Annotated in this window: 16 protein-coding genes; 14 read left to right on the top strand and 2 right to left on the bottom strand. The window is 52.2% G+C overall.

All coding sequences use genetic code 11. The annotated features are described in order from the left end of the window. The 10 genes from ACPLUI_RS02180 to ACPLUI_RS02135 all read left to right on the top strand — a co-directional run. A partial coding sequence (locus ACPLUI_RS02180; RefSeq protein WP_424658633.1) for an FHA domain-containing protein occupies nt 1–487 on the top strand: 487 nt, incomplete at its 5' end. Next, the gene (locus tag ACPLUI_RS02175; protein WP_424658632.1) at nt 465–1181 is read left to right on the top strand and encodes a Stp1/IreP family PP2C-type Ser/Thr phosphatase; all 717 of its coding nucleotides are present in this window, start codon (nt 465–467) and stop codon (nt 1179–1181) included. The genes ACPLUI_RS02180 and ACPLUI_RS02175, both read left to right, overlap by 23 nt. Nucleotides 1182–1183: 2 nt before the next feature. Further along, nucleotides 1184–2479, top strand: coding sequence for an FtsW/RodA/SpoVE family cell cycle protein (locus ACPLUI_RS02170; RefSeq protein ID WP_424658631.1), 1296 nt, complete (start codon nt 1184–1186; stop codon nt 2477–2479). Nucleotides 2480–2519: 40 nt separating this feature from the next. Next, nucleotides 2520–3950 carry a peptidoglycan D,D-transpeptidase FtsI family protein gene (locus ACPLUI_RS02165; protein WP_424658630.1) on the top strand — a complete coding sequence of 477 codons (1431 nt, stop codon included), beginning with the start codon at nt 2520–2522 and terminating at the stop codon, nt 3948–3950. A 60-nt stretch (nt 3951–4010) separates the two neighbouring features. Further along, on the top strand, nt 4011–5891 hold the full coding sequence (gene pknB, locus ACPLUI_RS02160; protein WP_424658629.1) for a Stk1 family PASTA domain-containing Ser/Thr kinase: 1881 nt from the start codon (nt 4011–4013) through the stop codon (nt 5889–5891). A 28-nt stretch (nt 5892–5919) separates the two neighbouring features. Beyond that, entirely contained in the window at nt 5920–6795 is an 876-nt protein-coding gene (gene rsgA, locus ACPLUI_RS02155) for a ribosome small subunit-dependent GTPase A (RefSeq protein WP_424658628.1), read from the top strand. Then, nucleotides 6796–7455 carry a ribulose-phosphate 3-epimerase gene (rpe, locus tag ACPLUI_RS02150; protein WP_424658627.1) on the top strand — a complete coding sequence of 220 codons (660 nt, stop codon included), beginning with the start codon at nt 6796–6798 and terminating at the stop codon, nt 7453–7455. Next, nucleotides 7397–7582, top strand: a complete 186-nt coding sequence (locus tag ACPLUI_RS02145) for an RCKP-type rubredoxin-like domain-containing protein (RefSeq protein ID WP_424658626.1) — start codon at nt 7397–7399, stop codon at nt 7580–7582. Before rpe ends, ACPLUI_RS02145 begins: the two co-directional genes overlap by 59 nt. A 122-nt stretch (nt 7583–7704) precedes the next feature. Beyond that, nucleotides 7705–8118 carry a chemotaxis protein CheW gene (locus ACPLUI_RS02140; RefSeq protein WP_424658625.1) on the top strand — a complete coding sequence of 138 codons (414 nt, stop codon included), beginning with the start codon at nt 7705–7707 and terminating at the stop codon, nt 8116–8118. A gap of 103 nt (nt 8119–8221) precedes the next feature. Continuing rightward, nucleotides 8222–9940, top strand: a complete 1719-nt coding sequence (locus ACPLUI_RS02135) for an ABC-ATPase domain-containing protein (protein WP_424658624.1) — start codon at nt 8222–8224, stop codon at nt 9938–9940. On the opposite strand, the gene ACPLUI_RS02130 is transcribed toward ACPLUI_RS02135, so the two are convergent. Then, nucleotides 9941–10318 (bottom strand): YlbF family regulator, encoded by a 378-nt coding sequence (locus tag ACPLUI_RS02130; RefSeq protein WP_424658623.1) that lies wholly within the window; start codon nt 10316–10318, stop codon nt 9941–9943. A gap of 32 nt (nt 10319–10350) precedes the next feature. Continuing rightward, nucleotides 10351–11688 carry a tRNA (N6-isopentenyl adenosine(37)-C2)-methylthiotransferase MiaB gene (gene miaB, locus ACPLUI_RS02125; protein WP_424658622.1) on the bottom strand — a complete coding sequence of 446 codons (1338 nt, stop codon included), beginning with the start codon at nt 11686–11688 and terminating at the stop codon, nt 10351–10353. A 172-nt stretch (nt 11689–11860) separates the two neighbouring features. On the opposite strand from miaB, the gene mutS reads away from it, so the two are divergent. From mutS to mutL, 4 genes are read left to right on the top strand one after another with little or no spacing between them, the layout of a single operon-like run. After that, nucleotides 11861–14446: a DNA mismatch repair protein MutS gene (mutS, locus tag ACPLUI_RS02120; protein ID WP_424658634.1), complete on the top strand. Its 2586-nt coding sequence runs from the start codon at nt 11861–11863 to the stop codon at nt 14444–14446. Nucleotides 14447–14499: 53 nt separating this feature from the next. Further along, nucleotides 14500–16182, top strand: a complete 1683-nt coding sequence (locus ACPLUI_RS02115) for a hydantoinase/oxoprolinase family protein (RefSeq protein WP_424658621.1) — start codon at nt 14500–14502, stop codon at nt 16180–16182. Further along, nucleotides 16172–17542 carry a histone deacetylase family protein gene (locus ACPLUI_RS02110; protein WP_424658620.1) on the top strand — a complete coding sequence of 457 codons (1371 nt, stop codon included), beginning with the start codon at nt 16172–16174 and terminating at the stop codon, nt 17540–17542. Before ACPLUI_RS02115 ends, ACPLUI_RS02110 begins: the two co-directional genes overlap by 11 nt. 3 nt (nt 17543–17545) lie before the next feature. Beyond that, entirely contained in the window at nt 17546–19384 is a 1839-nt protein-coding gene (gene mutL, locus ACPLUI_RS02105; protein ID WP_424658619.1) for a DNA mismatch repair endonuclease MutL, read from the top strand. Nucleotides 19385–19433: the final 49 nt, after the last annotated feature.

The following is a 19433-nucleotide window of genomic DNA, read 5'->3' as shown; positions in this document are numbered from 1 at the left end:
AACTATATTCAGGTATCTTTTCCTTTTTCTTTTCTACGCTTTCTTAATTGTAGTGGTCCGTGAGATGTTCTGGGGGATGCGAGCCAATTCGCCCATGGCAAACCCGGTTCCCCCCGGGGGTACCCCGGGCACCTGTTTGGGGGGGCTACCGTCCCGAAACCGGGAGGCACGGCTGGTGGTTCTGGCCAGTTCCTATCCTGGGCTGGAAAAGGGAATGACTTTTTACCTGGGAGAAAGGATTACCCTTGGCCGGGGAGAGCATAACGACCTGGTTGTTCCCGATCCTTTTTCTTCCCAGGAACACGCGGTAATTTTTTTACGGGGTGACCAGTATTGGGTACAGGATCTGGCCAGTTTAAACGGTACCTATCTTAATGAGGTGCGCCTGGACCGGCCTGCCGTTCTGGCAGATGGTGACCGTTTGCGTATTGGTAGCGTTACCTTTCAATTTGTGAGGTGGGGATATGAAGTGGAGTCAAGCCAGTGATGCGGGGCTGGTACGGCGAGTAAATGAAGACAGCCTGTGTGTGGAACCCGGTTTGGGTTTGTTTGCCGTGGCCGATGGTATGGGCGGCCATCGGGCCGGGGGGATTGCCAGCCGGACGGCCATTGCTGAACTGGTACGTTTCCTTAAAGCACATCATCCTCTCCCGGACGATCCGGGGAATTTACTCGTACAGGGCGTACAGGAAGCCAACCGGCTGGTTTATCAATTATCCTCCAGCAGTGCAAGCTACAGAGGTATGGGTACGACTTTGACTGCGGTGCTGGTTGCAAAAGAATATCTTCACCTCGCACATGTTGGGGATAGCCGCGTATATCTGTTACGTGGGGGGAAGATCCTTCAGCTCACGGAAGATCATTCCCTTGTGCAGGAACTGGTCCGGCTGGGAGGTCTCAGTGAGGAGCAGGCTCGTTGTCACCCCCAGCGCAATGTACTCACCCGGGCTCTTGGTATTGAACCCAGGCTCGAAGTGGATGGCGGGCAGGTAAAACTCCATCCTGGTGATAAAGTGCTTTTATGCACTGATGGTTTAACGGTTCATTTACCGCCTCATGAAATAGGCACACTGGTGGAAAAGAATCCGGATTTGAACCGGGCTGTGAAGAAACTGGTAGAGGTTGCACTTGAACGGGGTGGTAGTGATAATATTACGGTGATCTTAATGGCGGTGGAATAAACATGTTTGCCCCGAGAGAATATCACTTGCGGGCCGTTGAAAGAAAGTTGCTTTTTGGGGTTTGCGCTTACATGCTGGCTGGAGCGGGGGCGCTTTATTTCCTGAAACCGGTACCATCCGCAGTAATGGTACTGGTAGGAGCGCTGCTTACCATGTTAGCCTTCTGGGGCCTTCATTTCTTCTGGTTATGGACCGGTTTTGCCGGAGATCCCTTTTTGTTACCCCTCGTGGCTCTCTTTTCTTCTACCAGCCTGGTTTTTCTTTATCGTTTAAATCCAGCTTATGCGTTTCGCCAGTTTGTGTGGTTGTTGATAGGTTTACTCACTCTGTGGTTTATGACCTGCTTTTTTCTCCGTTACCGGGTACTGGCCGATTATAAATACGTTTACGCTCTGACCGGCATAATCGGTCTTTTGTTGCCCATCTTTTTGGGGGTCGAGCAGGGAGGAGCCAAAAGCTGGCTTGATTTGGGATTGTTTCAGGTGCAACCCTCGGAGTTTGTAAAAATACTGCTGGTGCTCTTCCTGGCTGCCTTCCTGGCTGAAAATCGCCTGGCCCTGGCGGAGGGAACCCGGACGGTAATGGGTGTAGCACTGCCGGCACCGCAGGAATGGGGGCCCTTGATCGCTATGTGGGGCGTTTCTCTTATACTCTTAATCTTTCAAAAGGATCTGGGGGCGGCGCTTATTTATTTCAGTACTTTTTTAGCCATGGTTTACGCCAGTACCGGGCGGGTGGCATATATATGTCTGGGAGGAGCGCTTTTCCTGGCCGGAGCAGCGGGCAGTTATGCTCTTTTTGAACACGTGCGCCTGCGGGTGGAAGTCTGGCTTAACCCCTGGCGTTACGTGGAAACTGCCGGTTACCAGGTAGTCCAATCTCTTTTCGCTCTGGCTGCGGGCGGTCTCACCGGCTCCGGGTTGGGTGGAGGTCTGCCCCTGTTTATCCCGGCTGTGCACACAGATTTCATTTTTGCGGCTATTACTGAGGAGATGGGCCTGGCAGGTGGACTTGGCGTATTGATGATTTACATGCTCTTTGTTTACCGTGGTTTCCTTATTGCCCTGGCATCCCCGGATGATTTTGCCTGTCTCCTGGCAACGGGGTTGACCGCCTTGATGGGACTGCAGGCATTTATCATTATGGCCGGGGTAACCAAGCTCCTGCCTTTAACCGGCGTTACCTTGCCCTTTCTCAGTTACGGTGGCAGTTCCCTGGTGGCCAATTTCATCATTTTGGGCCTTTTATTGAATATTTCACATGAGACGGAGCTTCTCAAACGGCTGGCAAGTGGTTAGGCTTTTAGGTAATCAGGGGAAATTATTTGGCGAGGGGAAAATGAAACAGAACATCCGTCGGTTAGGCTATTTGCTCCTGGGCTCCTTTGTCCTGTTGAGTCTTTATATTGGCTATATCAACGTGTTCCTGGGACCGGTTCTGGCAACAGACCCCCACAACCGGCGCCTGGCAGCTTACGAAGCCAAAGTGCGTCGGGGGACCATCTGCGACCGCAGAGGGGCGGTGCTGGCGAAAACTCAGGATGGCAGGCGCATTTACCCTCTGGGGGAAGATGCAGCTCAGGTAATTGGTTTCGTTTCCCAACGTTACGGCCGCACCGGGCTGGAGTCTGCCTATGATCGTTACCTGTTAGCCATGACCGATGAAGATAAAATTGGTATGATTATAGACCGTTTGATGGGCCGTCCGCGGGTAGGGGACAATGTGGTAGTTACCCTGGATGCCCACCTCCAGCGACTGGCTATGAGACTTCTCGGTAACCGGCGGGGAGCTATCGTGGTACTGGACCCCCGAAACGGGGAGATTCTAGCCCTGGCCAGCAGTCCCAGCTACGATCCGAATACAATCGACCAGCCGGTAAGGCGTACCCCTGACGGTAAGGTTCTCACCGTGTACGACTTACTGCAACATGATAAAGGGGCACCCATTCTGAACAGGGCCACCCAGGGAGCGTATCCACCCGGTTCAACCTTTAAATTAATTACTGCTGCAGGTGCCCTGACTGCAGATCCCGGCGTGATCAAACGTATTTTTAATTGTCAGGGTAGCCTGGTAATTGATGGCTTTCGACTATATGATACTGCTGCCCACGGAAAAGTAGATTTTCGCCGTGCTCTGGCTGTGTCCTGCAACGTCGCTTTCGCTCAGTTAGGTTTGGAGATGGGAGCAGAAAGGTTTTACCAGACTTCTCGTGCCTTTGGCTTAACTTTGGATCCCTGGAAAGGCAACCTTCCGGAGGTTGCTTATCGGCCCGGGACTCTCACCCCTCCGGAAAAGATGAGCAAACCGGAGTTGGGTTCCAGCGCTATCGGTCAGGGTGAGGTGCTGGTTAGCCCGCTGCAAATGGCACTGGTTGCAGCGGCCATCGCTAATGATGGGGTAATCATGCGCCCCCATCTTTTAGTCCGGGTACAGGACCACAGGGGTGGTGTGCTTTTCCAGACGGTACCGCACCGCTGGCTTACTGCAATTGATTCGAAGGTTGCCGGTATCATCAAGGAGGCTATGGTGGATGTGGTAAAAGAAGGAACCGGTCGAGAAGCGGCACTCCCTGGTATAACTGTGGCCGGTAAGACGGGCTCGGCACAGAATCCCGGTGGAGAGCCTCATGCCTGGTTTGTTGGTTTTGCTCCTGCCGAAAGACCCCGGGTGGTGGTAGCAGTAATTGTGGAAAACGGTGGTGCCGGCGGGGTGGTGGCGGCTCCCATTGCCCGGGAGATAATCCAGGCGGTAATGACTACCGGCTCGTAGTTTAGAATAAAATGGAATTGGAAAAACTTACTACCCAACCAAGACTTGAGGTGACAAGTAATGATTGGGAAGCAGTTGGGGAACCGGTATAAAATCCTGGAACAGCTGGGCGGCGGTGGAATGGCCATTGTATATAAAGGCCGGGATACTTTTTTAAACCGCCTGGTAACCATCAAGGTCTTGCGTCCTGAATTCTCATCAGATAAAGAATTCACATGTCGTTTTAGTCGAGAGGCCCGGGCGGTGGCCAGCCTTTCTCACCCTAACATTGTTTCCATTTATGATGTTGGGCATGAAGATGATATTCAGTACCTGGTCATGGAGTATGTGGATGGCGAAGACTTGAAAACCGTTATTCGCCGGGAAGGAGCACTATCACAAGAAAAGGCGGTGCAGATTGCCCTCCAGGTTCTGGAGGCTCTGGAACATGCTCACGAGAATAATATTGTACACCGGGATATTAAACCCCATAATATCCTTATCACAAAAAGCGGGCGGGCAAAATTAACTGATTTTGGAATTGCCCGGGAGGCTACATCTTCAACCGTCACGCAGACCGACACCATTGTAGGGTCCGTACATTACATTTCGCCGGAACAGGCCCGGGGGGAACTGGCAGGTCCTCAATCGGATATTTATTCACTGGGTGTTGTTCTTTACGAAATGCTTACCGGCAGTTTACCTTTTACCGGGAGCAGCCCCATTGCCGTAGCTATTAAACACATTCAAGAAGAACCGGTCCCCCCCTCCCGGCACAATCCCGCTATTCCCCCCGGGTTGGAACAGGTGGTCCTGAGGGCCATGCAAAAAAATCCCCAGTCTCGTTTTGCTTCTGCCAGGGAAATGGCCCGTCACCTCGAGAGCAGTTTTGCCCGGGAGGGGGAAGAGGCCACCCGTCTCATTCCCCTTGATGAAATGGCTACCCAGGTTCTCAAGCCGGTAGGCAAGACCCGCGATAAAGTGACCCGGCGTCGCAGGTTGCGTCCAGTGGGATGGGTGGCCCTGACTTTTCTCCTGCTGGTTTTTTTTGCAGGTGGAACCTTTGCTCTCAACAACTATCTTAAAGGACCTCCTCCAGTAACAGTGCCGTCAGTAATAAACAAGGAGTTGCCTGAGGCCCGGAAGATACTGGCCAATCTGGGATTACAGGTGGCGGTACGCAAAGAACACCATCCGACGATTCCTGAGGGGTATGTGATTGACCAGGATATTGGTCCGGATGATGCTCCGGTAAAACCTCCCCGGGTCATTACCCTGACAGTCAGTCTGGGCCCCGACCTGCGAGAGGTGCCCGACCTGTACCGTCTCCCCCTGGAAGAGGCGCGGATACGTTTGAGTGAAAAGGGGTTGGTCCTGGCTGAACAGGTGCAGAGAGGTTACGATGATAGTGTTCCTCCGGACCTGATTTTTCAACAGTCTCCTGCTGCCGGGCAACGAGTAGCACCCAACACACCAGTTACGGTTTATCTTTCCATGGGGCCAAAACCCAGGCAATCCAAAGTACCCAACCTGATCGGATTGACCGTGGAGCAGGCCCGGGCCAAACTGGCAGAAAATAATTTGAGTATGGATGAAAATGTAGAGTGGGTTGAGAGTACGGATTATTTTCAGAATCAGGTGATAAGCCAGGATCCTGCTCCTGATAGCGTGGTTGACCAGGGGACCTCTATCAAGGTAACGTTAAGCAAGGGACCTGGACCTGTCCCCAGGGAGGTTCTAGTTAAGGTGCCCATTCCCAACGATGGGCAGGCTCACCAGGTTAAAATTGTAATTAATGATATCCGGGGAACAACTTTAGCCTACCTTAACACTCATCAACCGGGGGAGACAGTAATAACTAACGTACGCTATTACGGCCGGGCTATTATTCAGGTGTACCTTGATAATAAGCTGGTAAAAGAGAAACCTCTTCAAGATGGAAAAAATATTGACGATAATTAGGAAAAGAGGGGGACGTAACCGGTAGAAGATGTTACAGGAAGGAACGGTGGTCAAAGCTTACGGTGGACACTATTACATTGCGAGTGGTCGGGAAATCTTCGATTGTACCTTAAGGGGACGATTTCGCCGTGAAAAAAAACAGGTGCTGGTTGGGGACCGTGTTACCTTTCGCCTTGAAGCTCGGGGTTACGGGGTGATCGAAGAGATACATCCCCGGCGGACTACTCTTGTACGCCCGCCAGTGGCCAACGTAGACAGAGCGCTGATTGTCTTCGCGGTAAAGGATCCCGAGCCCAGTACCTTTTTACTGGACCGGTTTCTTACCCAGGCTGAACATGCAGGGGTAAGGCCAGCCATTTGTTTTAACAAAATGGATCTGGGTACGGAACCCGTATCTAATATAATTGGGGCCTACCGCCGTGCGGGTTACCCGGTAGTCTGTACCAGTGCCCTGGATGGTAGTGGCCTTGATGAATTGCGTGTCCTCCTTGAGGGACATATTACTGTATTTGCCGGACCTTCGGGAGTGGGTAAGTCCAGCCTTTTAAATGCTCTGGTGCCCGGTTTGGAATTGAAGACCGGAGAGATCAGTCGCAAATTGGGTCGGGGGCGGCATACTACCAGACATGTGGAGCTCCTGTGCTTGCCCGGTGGGGGACTGGTTGCAGATACTCCGGGGTTTTCCAGCCTGTATTTACCTGAAATGAAACGTGAAGAGCTGGGAGAGTATTATCCGGAATTCTTAACGTATCGTGACGGTTGTCGCTTTACCGGTTGTCTGCATTTCCAGGAACCTGATTGTGCGGTGAAAAAGGCTGTGGAAGCAGGAGAAATTGCAGCCTTTCGCTACGAAAATTATTTGCGACTGCTCAAGGAAGTAATGGAAATGGAGAGGAGATACTGAGTGATTAAAGTAGCACCATCTATTCTCTCAGCAAACTTTGCCTGCCTCTTGCAGGATGTGCGGCGGGTTGAAGAGGCCGGGGCAGATTACCTCCATATTGACGTTATGGATGGTCACTTTGTACCCAATATTACTATCGGGCCACTTGTGGTGGCGGCTCTGCGACCCTACAGCCGGCTCATATTTGACGTTCATTTAATGATCGAAGATCCTGACCGTTATATAGATACTTTTGTGGAAGCCGGGGCAGACCTGATAACGGTACATGTGGAAGCATGCCGGCACCTTCACCGTACGCTGACACGTATCCGGGAAAAAGGGGTGAGGGCGGGGGTAGCCCTCAATCCTGCTACTTCCCCCGACATGCTGGAATATTTACCCGGACTCTTTGACCTGGTGCTGGTCATGACTGTAAACCCGGGATTTGGTGGACAGGCCTTTATTCCCCAGACTATCCCTAAAATACGTAAAATTCGTGACATGCTGGATGTTGCCGGTTTGGATGTGGAAATCCAGGTGGATGGTGGTATCAGTCCTGCCACTGTGCCTCCGGTGGTCCGGGCCGGGGCTACGGTGTTGGTAGCCGGTTCAGCTGTCTTTGGTGCTCCTGATCCAGCAGAAGCTATCAAGGAGATCCGGCAGGCAGCAAAAAGGGGGTGAGAGAATGGCTGTCTGGAAATGCCAGGTGTGTGGGAACATAGTGGAGGCTCGTTGCAAGCCTGGTAAGTGCAAGTCCTGTGGTGCTTCAAAAGATAAACTAATCAAAGAAGCCCAGCCACAGAAGTAGTGCTGGCTGAGTTGAATAGCAGAATCACCCCATTTATCAAAAGTCCCCTGGGTTTAGTATGGTGCGGTGCAAGTTGGTATCGTATCAGGAATTATGAGTGTTATGAGGAAGGGGATAAATTTATGAGTGATGAACAACAGGTGGTAATCTTTCAATTAAACGATCAACAATACGCCTTACCTATTCAAGAAACTCAGGAGATCATTCGCATGACTGATATTACCAGGGTACCAAACACCAAAAGCTACGTCGAAGGGATAATAAATCTCAGAGGTAGCATCGTTCCGGTTATTGACCTTAACAGGCGCCTGGACTTACCTGTACGGGGTTATACCGATGCAACCCGGATTATTGTGGTTGAGTATGAAGGGCAAAAAGTGGGTATGATAGTTGATAATGTATTGGAAGTAGGTCGTTACACCGCTGATGAGATGGAACCGCCTGCCGTGGCGGGGGATAACATGGAGTTCCTCCGGGGGGTAATTAAAAAAGGGGATCGTCTGTGGCTCCTGCTCAACCTGGGTCGGGTTTTGTAAGAAGGTATTTTGGGTTTCTTCAAGGGCTACAAGGCGGCCTTTTTTAAAGCCTTGATTTAACGAGTTTTTCTGGTGAGCAATTAACATTAAAGAGGTGTTTTGGTTGTCCAGCCGGGAAGAACTGCGTTCCCGCCTCCTGGGGATAGATGGTCGTGGCTATGGTGCTTATAAGTCCATTGCCGGCAGCTATACGTTCGGGTATTACACTCTATTTATTGACCATGTACAAAGCGATCCCTTTGCACCCCCAAGCAGGCTGAGAGTGCGGGTAGAGCAGCGTTTGGCCGGTTTCCCGCCCGAACTTTATTCTACCACTCCCCGGAGAATTGCCCTGGAGGATTTCCTGGTGCGCCAATTTGGCCAGGCAATCAGCCGCTATAGCCGGGGACACCGGGGTACCGGTAAAAGCGGCCTTATTACTGTTGCACATTGTGGCCAGGAAATTCTCGAACGTACCGGGGCAGTTGTGAATAAGCAATATGTGGAAGTCCGTTTTAACCTTGGTATGCCTGCCCGGGGCCGTACTATTGCTGCACGGGAAGCGATGTGCATCTTCTTTGAAGAGATTCCTGCAATTGTAAACAACTCCTTGTTTTATAAAACCCTGGATGCATCGGCTTTAAAAAAACAGGTGGAGCTGGTGGAAGACCAGAAGTTTTTAAGAGCCAGCCTTGATGAACGGGGCCTGGTGGCTTTTGTAGCCAACGGCTCCATCCTGCCCCGGGAAAGCGGTGTAAGCGACCGCCCTCTGACCAGGGGCCGGGTAATTCCCTTTCAATCTCCACCTGAACTGGAGGTTTCTTTCGAGTTGCCCAATCGCGGTACGGTGACCGGCATGGGTATTCCCAGAGGAATCACTCTCATTGTTGGAGGGGGTTACCATGGGAAATCCACCCTTTTGCGGGCTCTGGAACGGGGTGTCTACAACCACATTCCTGGAGACGGGCGGGAACTGGTGATAACCGTGGGTGACGCAGTTAAAATTCGGGCTGAGGACGGCCGTAGCGTGGAAAAGGTGGATATCAGCCCCTTTATCAACAATTTGCCTCATGGCCAGGATACCCGGTCTTTTTCTACGGAAAACGCCAGTGGCAGCACATCACAAGCGGCAAATATAGTGGAGGCCCTGGAAGCAGGGACCCGGCTCTTGCTTTTGGACGAAGATACCAGCGCGACCAATTTCATGATCCGGGATGGTCGTATGCAGGAGCTGGTTGCCAAGGAACATGAACCCATAACCCCCTTTATTGATCGGGTCCGCCAGCTTTACGAACACCTGGGGGTCTCTACCGTCCTGGTGGTAGGCGGTTCGGGGGATTATTTTGCGGTGGCCGACCGGGTTATTATGATGCAGAATTATATCCCCATGGATGTCACCCGGCGGGCCAGGGAGATCGCTTTTCGTCACCGGGATGAACGCCGGGTGGAAGCTGTCGGAACTTTTAACCGCATTACTTACCGTATTCCTTTGCCTGTCTCCTTTACCCTCGAGGAACGGGCCAGAGTTAAAGCGCGGGGTACCGATGAAATTATCTACGGCCATATGGATATCGACATGCAGAATGTGGAGCAACTGGTTGACCCTGCTCAATTACGTGCCATAGCTGAAATCATCAGGTATGCGGCCAAGAACTATATTGACGGAAAACGAACCTTGAGAGAGGTAGTCCTGGCAGTGATGGAGGATATAGATAAAGAGGGGTTGGATGTTGTGTCCCCCTTTAAAGGTCAGCACCCGGGGGATTACGCCCGCCCCCGGGTGCAGGAAATTGCTGCTGCTATCAATCGTTACCGTCGCTTAAAAGTGTGCCAGCTGTTATAATTAATCACAGCCATGGCAGCAACTGCAGCTTTCGCTGGGACAAGAATGCTGGCTGCCGGAAATGGCTTCGCTAATGATCTGGTTAATTTCTTCCAGTAACTGTTCGAAAGTCTGTTGAGCACGGAAGAATTCCGTGATCAAAGGGTTATCGAGCATGCGCTTTTCCAAATCTTCCACTTCAGCCTTCTGGCTTTCGGTAAGTTCCAGACCCCGGCTCTGGATCATTTGCAGGAAACGCTGTTTGTGATGAAATTCATCAATTATTTGTTTGGCGGTAGGGTCCTGCAACATGGCCTGTTGAGCCTGGATCATGGCTGTCAACTCATGTGAATGGGCTATCTCTTCTCCCAGTTCCCGGGCCTTTGCAATTACAGACACATCAATCACCTCCAATCCAGGGAAATATTTGATTATACCGTCGCCGCCAACTTGCCTTCCAGGTGGGTAAGGCGAGCTCCGGTAATAGTTACATTCACAAGTTGTCCGGTGAGGGTTCTGGAGCCGGGGAAAATCACCAGGCGGTTGGTTCTGGTGCGGCCGCTCATCATTTCAGGGTTCGTTTTACTTTCGCCTTCTACCAGAATTTGCTCCACCCGGCCAACAAAGGCCTGGTTGCGAGAGAGGGTGATTTCATTCTGTCTCTCGATTAGCTTCTGAATCCTCTCGCTTTTTATTTCATCGGGTATCTGTTCAGGTAAACGTGCAGCTGGAGTACCCGGACGCGGGTTATATACAAAGGTAAAAGCTCCGTCGAAACACACCTTTTCCACCAGGTCCATGGTCTGGGCGAAATCTTCTTCCGTTTCACCGGGGAACCCTACCATGATATCAGTGGTTATGGCTACGCCGGGTATGGTGTGGCGAATGCGCTCGACCAGATCCAGGTAGTAGTCCCGATCATAACCACGGTTCATGAGCTTCAGGATGCGGTTGCTGCCAGCCTGTACGGGTAAATGTATGTGTTCGCATACCTTGGGACAGCTGGCAATGGTATCAATCAATTCCTGGGTAAAATCCCGGGGATGGGAAGTGGTAAAACGAATGCGCCATAGACCCGGGATCTGGTCCACTTCTCTTAACAGGCGGGCGAAGCTGGTTGGTTCAGGCAAATCTTTGCCATAAGAGTTTACATTCTGCCCCAAAAGAGTAACTTCGCGGTAGCCTTCTTGTACCAGCTGGCGAATCTCGTTAAGGATGTCTTCCTGGCGGCGGCTGCGCTCGCGCCCGCGTACGTATGGTACGATACAGTAAGTGCAAAAGTTATTGCAGCCGTACGTAATATTTATCCACGCCTTTACCCTGGAGGCACGGCGCATGGGCAGATTTTCGACGATCTCACCGGCCTGCTCCCATACTTCCATCACTCTTTCACCGCACTCCCGGGCCTGTAAAAGGAGTTCGGGGAGGCGATGCAAGTTATACGTACCAAGGATAAGATCCACCTGGGGAAAACGGTTTTTAATTTTGCGGGCGACTCCTGGTTGCTGGGTCATGCATCCGGCAATGCCAATAATCAGGTTGCGTTTTTTATTCTTTAAGTCTGCCAGGCGCCCCAAAAGACCGTAGATTTTATTTTCGGCCGTTTCCCGTACACAGCAGGTGTTAACCAGTATTACATCAGCTTCATCAGTACTGGTAGCCGGTTCGTAGCCCATGGATTCGAGCATGCCGGCCATGACTTCCGAGTCATGGTCGTTCATCTGGCAACCGAATGTAATAACTTCATAGGTAGGTATTTTCCCCTTCATACCTGCTCCCTTCCTATCACTCCTCGTATTATATCTTATTTGGTGTCCCGGTGCAAACTTATTTTCTTGAGGGTTTTTGTGACTGGATACCGGGACCGGGTTTTCCTTTTGCCTGGCAGTTCTTTGTGTTATAATGGTGCCCAGGAGGGGATTACTGGTGTCCTATACCCCCATGATGAAGCAGTATTTGCAGATTAAGCAGAATTATCAAGACGCTATACTTTTTTTTCGTCTTGGGGATTTTTACGAAATGTTTTTTGATGATGCCCTGGTAGCCTCTCGTGAATTGGAAATTACCCTTACCGGCAGGGATGCAGGGGCAGCCGGCCGGGTACCTATGTGCGGGGTACCTTATCACGCTGCAGAAACCTATATTGCCCGTTTAATTGAACGGGGTTACAAGGTGGCAATTTGTGATCAGGTCGAGGATCCGGCTGATGCAAGAGGAATCGTAAGGCGGGAAGTGACCCGGGTAATCACTCCCGGCACGATTATGGAATGCCTGGAGGAAAGGAAACATAATTTTCTGGCGGCTATAGTTGTAAAAGGAAATGCTTACGGTCTGGGCGTGGTGGATGTAACAACGGGTCTGTTCATGGTTACCCAGCTAAGTGACCGGGATGCGCTGATGGATGAACTAACCCGTCTTGAGCCGGCCGAAATTCTCCTGCCGGATATATCCTTTTACCGGGAGCTGGCCGGGGTCGTTAAGGCCCGTCTGCCCAAGGTGGTTGTGTCATTCTGGAATCCGGCTGCCTTTGAGCGGAGTGAAGCGGTCCGGAGCTTACAGGAACAACTGGGACCGGGTTGGATGCGGTCCGATTTAAGTGACCTGCCTCTGGCTGTCCTTTGTGCGGGAGGGATATTAAATTACCTTAAGGCTACCCAGAAACGGCAATTGGGCCAGATTAATCGGGTGGAAATATACAGTACGGGTCAGTACATGCACCTGGACGGGGTCACCCGGCGCAATCTGGAGTTAACCAGTTCCTTAAGGGACGGATCTCGCTGGGGTACTCTTCTATGGGTACTTGATCATACGGTGACGGCTATGGGCGGGCGTTTGTTGAAGTCCTGGATCGAGCGTCCCCTGCTGGATGTGCAGGCTATTCGTGCCCGTCAGGATGCAGTGGAGGAACTGGTTAATGATAATCTTGCCCGTCAGGAACTAAAGCATTTTTTAAAGTCCGTCTACGATTTGGAGAGGTTGGCATCACGGATAGTCTACGGTACCGCCGGTCCCCGGGATTTGCTTGCCTTAAAAAATTCACTGTCCGTTTTGCCGCAGGTTAAGAAGGTGCTATGCATTCGAAGGGCTCTCCTGTGGCAGGAAATATGTGGAAAGCTGGATTGTTTGGAAGATGTCGTACAACTTTTAAATGAAGCTATTGATGTTGATCCCCCTGCCGGAACGCGGGAGGGGGGTATTATCCGGGAGGGATATCATCCCGAAGTGGACCGCTTGCGTCAGGCCAGCCGGGAGGGCAAAAACTGGTTGTCCCAGCTGGAGGCCCGGGAAAAAGAGCGTACCGGTATCCGCTCCCTGAAGGTGGGCTTTAATAAGGTATTTGGTTATTACCTTGAGGTAACCCGTCCCAACCTTGAACTTGTGCCCCCCGATTACATACGCAAGCAGACCCTGGCGGGGGCGGAGCGTTTTATTACACCTGAATTAAAAGAGCTTGAAGAACAGATTCTGGGTGCGGAGGAAAGGCTTGTCCAGCTGGAATACCGTTTATTTACTGAAATAAGGGAGAAGGTGGCTTCCGAGGTTAAGCGTATCCAGCAGGCAGCAGGGGCTCTGGCCTTTACCGATGCACTCCTTTCCCTGGCCGAGGCAGCGGTTAAGGGAAATTATGTCCGTCCCGAGGTAAACGATGGTTTCCGCATTACCATCCGGGAGGGTCGTCATCCGGTGGTGGAACAGGTGCTTGAGCCGGGGGAATTTGTACCCAACGACGTCGATCTGGGGGACGATACCCGCTTGATCCTTCTAACCGGACCTAATATGGCAGGCAAGAGCACCTATATGCGTCAGGTGGCCCTGCTGGTATTGATGGCCCAGCTGGGTAGCTTTATTCCTGCTGCCTACGGAGAAATAGGTGTTGTAGACCGTATCTTTACCCGGGTGGGAGCCAGTGATGACCTGGCTGCAGGGCAGAGCACCTTTATGGTGGAGATGAGCGAATGCCAGGTAATTGTGAGGGCGGCCACGCCCCGTAGCCTGATCATCATGGACGAGGTGGGGAGGGGTACCAGTACCTACGATGGCATCAGTATTGCCAGGGCACTGGTGGAATACATTGTGTCCCGCATCGGTGCCCGTACTCTCTTCTCAACCCATTATCATGAATTGACTGAACTGGATATCTTGCCAGGAGTCAAGAATTTTACTGTTGCCGTGGAAGAAAAAGGAGAAGAAGTGATTTTCCTGCGTAGAGTCCGTCCCGGGCGTGCGGACCGAAGCTACGGTATCCAGGTGGCCCGCCTGGCAGGATTACCCCTGGAGATCCTGCGCAGGGCTGAAGAAATACTGCACGAACTGGAGCACCGCAGAAAAGAGGGATTTGTTAATTCTTTACCTGGTGACCTTCCTGTTCAAAGGGAAGAAAAGACTGAGCTTACCGGTCATCCCATCCTGGAGGAACTGGTAAAACTTGATCTGTGGCAAATGACTCCACTTGAGGCTCTTAATACCCTTGCTGTCTGGCAGCGCAGTTTAAAAAACGGTGTCAAGTTGGCAGTTGGGTCACGGTAGTTTGAAAGTGTTTATCCTTGGAAGAAGATTTCGGTAGGGGGTGAATCTTTCCCGTGTATATAGGCATAGATGTAGGAGGAACCTGTACTGATGCAGTTCTCCTGGATCGGGGTCTGGTCCGGGCCATAGCCAAAGTGCCCACCCGGGAGGACTTGTTATCCTCCCTTTTGGAAGCACTGGACGAAATTATGAAGGGAATAGATGGAGAACTGGTCGAACGGGTGGTTTTCAGCACCACTGTTATTACAAATTTAATTGCTGAGAAAAAATATGATCCTGTGGGCTTGATCCTCATGCCCGGGCCTGGCTTAAGTCCCAGCCTGTACCGTTTCCCTACCGACACATATATCGTCCAGGGTGCTATTGACTACCGGGGGCGGGAGATTATTCCCCTTCGTCTGGCTGAGGTGGACCAGGCGGCTGCGGAACTGGCTGCCAAGGGTTATCGTAAGGTGGCTGTAGTGGGCAAGTTTTCATGCCGCAACCACCGCCATGAAAAGGAAGTGGCTGCCCGTGTGCGATGGAACTACCCCGGCTGGCATGTGGAGATGGGACATCAGGTGGCCGGTCAATTGAACTTTCCTCGCCGTGTGGTTTCCACTTATCTAACCTGTGCTACCCGCGAGAAGTACGAGTTTTTTGTCCGTTCCGTTCAGAAGGCCATTACGCAACGGGGAATAAAGGGTGCCATCTTTATTCTTAAGGCCGACGGTGGTACCCTGCCCCTGGAGAGTTCCCTGGAAGTCCCTGTGGAAACCATTTTTAGCGGGCCTGCTGCCAGTACGCTGGGAGTTCAGGCGTTGACGCCACCGGGGGAAACAGCAGTAGTGGTTGATATCGGCGGTACCACCACTGATCTGGCTCTGATTTTGAGCGGTCAACCCCTTTTAGCTTCCCGGGGAGCGCAGGTGGATGATATGCTCACTCATGTGCGGGCACTGGCGGTAAAATCGGTGCCTGTAGGAGGAGATAGTGTTGTCGAAAGGGTGGGGAAGGACATTATTATTTATTCCGAGCGACTCGGTGCGCCCTACTGCCTGGGCGGTCCCCTGCCCACGCCTACCGATGCCTTGAGGGCGCTTGGATTAACCAGACTTGGAGATCTTGATAGGGCGCGGGAAGCCATGCAGATGCTGGGTGAACCTTTGCGGCTCTCCGTTGCCGAAGTGGCCAGCCGGGTGACCACACGGGTGATTGAAACCATTACCCGGGAGATTGAAGCCATGTTTTCCCGCTGGGAGCAGGAGCCGGCTTACCGGGTCTGGGAAGTACTGCAGAAAAAGAAAGTACGTCCCAGTACCGTGGTAGGTGTAGGCGGTGGGGCAGCTGGCTTTGTTTCTCAGATTGCTGCCCGTTTGGGTTGTTACCCGGTGATCCCGCCCTACGCGCCGGTAGCCAACGCCATAGGAGCGGCGGTAGCCCGGCCCACCTTGCAGGTAACCTTAAGGGCTGATACGGAACAGGGTATTTACATCATCCAGGAAGAAGGTTACCAGGGGAGGATCACCGGGCGTTCGTTCAATGAGGAAAAAGCTCTGGAACTGGCCAAAGAGTGGCTGCGCAAGCGGGCGGCCCGTCACGGGCTTGAGGACATAGAGGGGTTGGAGGTTACCAGGCGGGAAGTATTCAACATGGTGCGGGATTGGGTTACGGTCGGCCGTTTAATTGACGTGACCGTACAAACCCGGCGGGGGATTCTATACCATGTGGGAGCGGGGGGTCGCCATGAAAAATAAGAAAACCGGTCTGGTATTCTTCCCGGCCTTTGACTGGGCCATCTCACCTACCCATCCGGAACGGGAAGAACGTCTCTTGTATACGCGGGATCAAATCTTTGAAGAAGGAGTTCTGGATCTTCCGGAAATAGAGGAATACGCCCCCCGCCTGGCTACTATTCACGACATTGCCCGGGTACATTTTTGTGTTCCGCGGGTACAAAACCAGGTTACCGAAGCACATCTTATTGCTGCTGGTTCAGCCACCCTCCTGGCGGATGCCATCATGAATGGAGAATTGAAGAACGGTTTTGCGCTGGTACGTCCTCCAGGACACCATGCCATGAGGGTGGTCCATGGCAACAGGGGGTTCTGCAATATAAACAATGAAGCCGTTCTGGTGGAATATCTTCGCCGTCATCATGGTATTAAGCGTGTTGCGATTGTAGATTCGGACGTACATCACGGTGATGGTACTCAGGATATCTTTTATCACGATCCCGACGTTTTGTTTATTTCCTTTCACCAGGATGGGCGGACCATTTACCCGGGGACGGGGTTTCCCAATGAACTGGGTGGGCCTGGGGCATATGCCCGAACCATAAATATTCCCCTCCCACCGGGACTGGGAGATGAGATCTTTCATTATGTTGTGGATAATCTGATCTTACCGATTCTGGAAGACTTTCAACCGGAATTTATTATCAACTCGGCAGGTCAGGACAATCATTTTACCGATCCGCTGGGCAGCATGCGTTTTACAGCCAGAGGTTATGCGGAATTTACTCGCAAGCTTAACCCGCACCTGGCAGTACTGGAAGGTGGTTATGCGATTGAAACGGCCCTTCCCTATGTCAACCTGGCCATCCTGTTGGCCCTGGCAGGCCATGACTATTCCAATGTGCGTGAACCCCAGGGGCCAGGGATGATGCAGGAAAACCAGGAACGGGTAGCCCGGGTAAAGCGGGTGGTAGAGCAGTTGCGGAATGTGTGGGAAAACAGGGACCGGGCAGACCTGGATAAAATCTTTGGTACAGGACCTTTCTTCCAGCGTCGAAAACATATTTATTATGATACAGATTACATTGAAGAGGAACAGCTGGAGAGAGTACGCCGCTGCCCTAATTGTCCCGGTTATATAACAATCGATTCCCGTGCCGATCATGGTTACGGCCACCCCAGCAGGGTATTCTGCGTGTCCATACCGTTTACGGCCTGTGGGACCTGCCAAGGTGAGGCCTACGATGCTTACGAACAGGCCCGGAAGATTGAGCAATACCAGTTTATTTATCTACAGGATAAGTCTACCGATACTTTCCTGGCCTTTGACCGGGAAAAGAGCCGGGAGTGGGTCTCAGAGGGCCCAAAGGTGGGGGAATAATAATTGCCGAAGATTGTTATTCTGGATGAAGTTACGGCCAACCAGATTGCTGCCGGCGAGGTGGTGGAAAGACCAGCCTCGGTAGTTAAAGAACTGGTGGAGAATTCTCTGGATGCAGGGGCTACTGCCATCTCGGTGGAGATCGAACAGGGTGGTCTTACCCGAATTGTGGTACGGGACAATGGCTGTGGTATGGATGAGGAGGACGCGCAGCTTGCACTCCTGCGCCATGCCACCAGTAAAATACGTGGACCGGCGGATCTTTTCCGTATTACCACCTTAGGCTTTCGGGGGGAGGCGTTGCCAAGTATAGCCGCGGTAAGCAGGATGACGCTGAAAACACGCCCCGCCTATGCCGACCGCGGGACTTTTGTGCAGGTGGAAGGTGGTAAAGTAATTAAGAGCGGCCCTGCTGCCCTGGCTCCGGGAACGATAGTTACCGTGGAAGACCTTTTTTACAATACCCCGGCCAGGAAAAAATATATGAAGACGCCCGGTACCGAGGGGGGTGTAGTGGGGGATTATGTGTTCCGTCTGGCACTGGCCCGGCCGGAGGTAGCCATACGGTTCACCCATAATCGACGCCGAATTTTTGCTTCCCCGGGAACCGGAAAACTGCTGGATGTCATAGCTTCTTTTTACGGTCCCGAACTGGCCCGGGAAATGCTTCTCGTAGATGATAGTTCGCGGGATTGGTTACGGATAAAAGGTTATGCCGGGCGGCCTACTATGCACCGCAACAATCGCCGACAGATTGTTGTATTAATAAACGGACGATACGTTTACAGTCCTTCGGTTGCAATGGCTGTATGCGAGGCTTATCATACTCTTTTACCTGCAGGCCGTTATCCTGTGGCTGTGATTTCCCTTTCCATTATACCGGAACTGCTGGATGTCAATGTTCATCCGGCCAAGCTGGAAATCCGGCTGGCCCGGGAAAAGGAAGTTTCTGAGGCTGTTACCCGCGCCGTCCGGGAGTCCCTGGTGGGCAACCGGCTGGTTATTCCAGGAGCGGTACTGCAGGGAAGTGAATCTGTCTCGCGGAGGGAGACCGGCGGAAGGTATTATATAAAGTCCATACAACAGGAAGATGGGCCCATTTTGTGGAGGGAGGGGGACTTGCCACAGGTATCCCGCTCTTCCCGTTCGGATCCCGGGAGGGATCAGGTTTTGTTCTCAGACCATCCTGAGGGTTCCCTTCTTTCGGCCAATGGGGAGGGTTACGTGGCCGAAATTGCGCCGGTTTATGACCAGGCCGGATCCTCCTTTCCAGCAGTGGAGTATCTGGGCCAGCTGATGCCGACCTATCTTTTGGCTACGGGGCCGGAAGGCCTGTATATCATTGACCAGCATGCAGCTCACGAACGTGTGCTATATGAGAAATACCTGGCTGCGCTTGCTGGCGGAATAGCTTCTCAGATGCTTGTGCTGCCAGTAAATGTTTTTCTTACCCACCGGGAAGCTCGCCTTTTGGAAGATCATCAGGAATTTCTTGCTTCCCTTGGGTTTTTACTGGATTTCTTCAGCCAGGATACAGTGGTGGTGCGGGGACTCCCACCGGATTTTCCGCCGGGAGAAAGTGAATCTTACTTGCGGGACATAACTGGTTACCTGGATGCACCGGGACGCTCGCCATCCCGGGAAGACCTGGTGCATCACCTGGCGGCTCAGGCTGCCTGCCGGGCAGCAATAAAAGCCGGGGAAGGATTATCCGGGGTGGAGGCCAGGTCTCTTTTGAAACAATTGTCGGCAGCCGGAAATCCTTTCACCTGTCCTCATGGCAGGCCCACGATTATTCATGTTTCCCACCAGGAACTGGCTCAACGCTTTAAACGTTCCTAGACGAGGTGGTTTTTTTGTCGGCCGTGTGCGTGGTTACCACGGGCCACCG

Source organism: Desulfofundulus sp., assembly GCF_049701015.1.
Lineage (GTDB): Bacteria > Bacillota > Desulfotomaculia > Desulfotomaculales > Desulfovirgulaceae > Desulfofundulus.
Note: the sequence above shows the minus strand (reverse complement) of the source record. Positions and strands in the feature narration are given on the sequence as shown.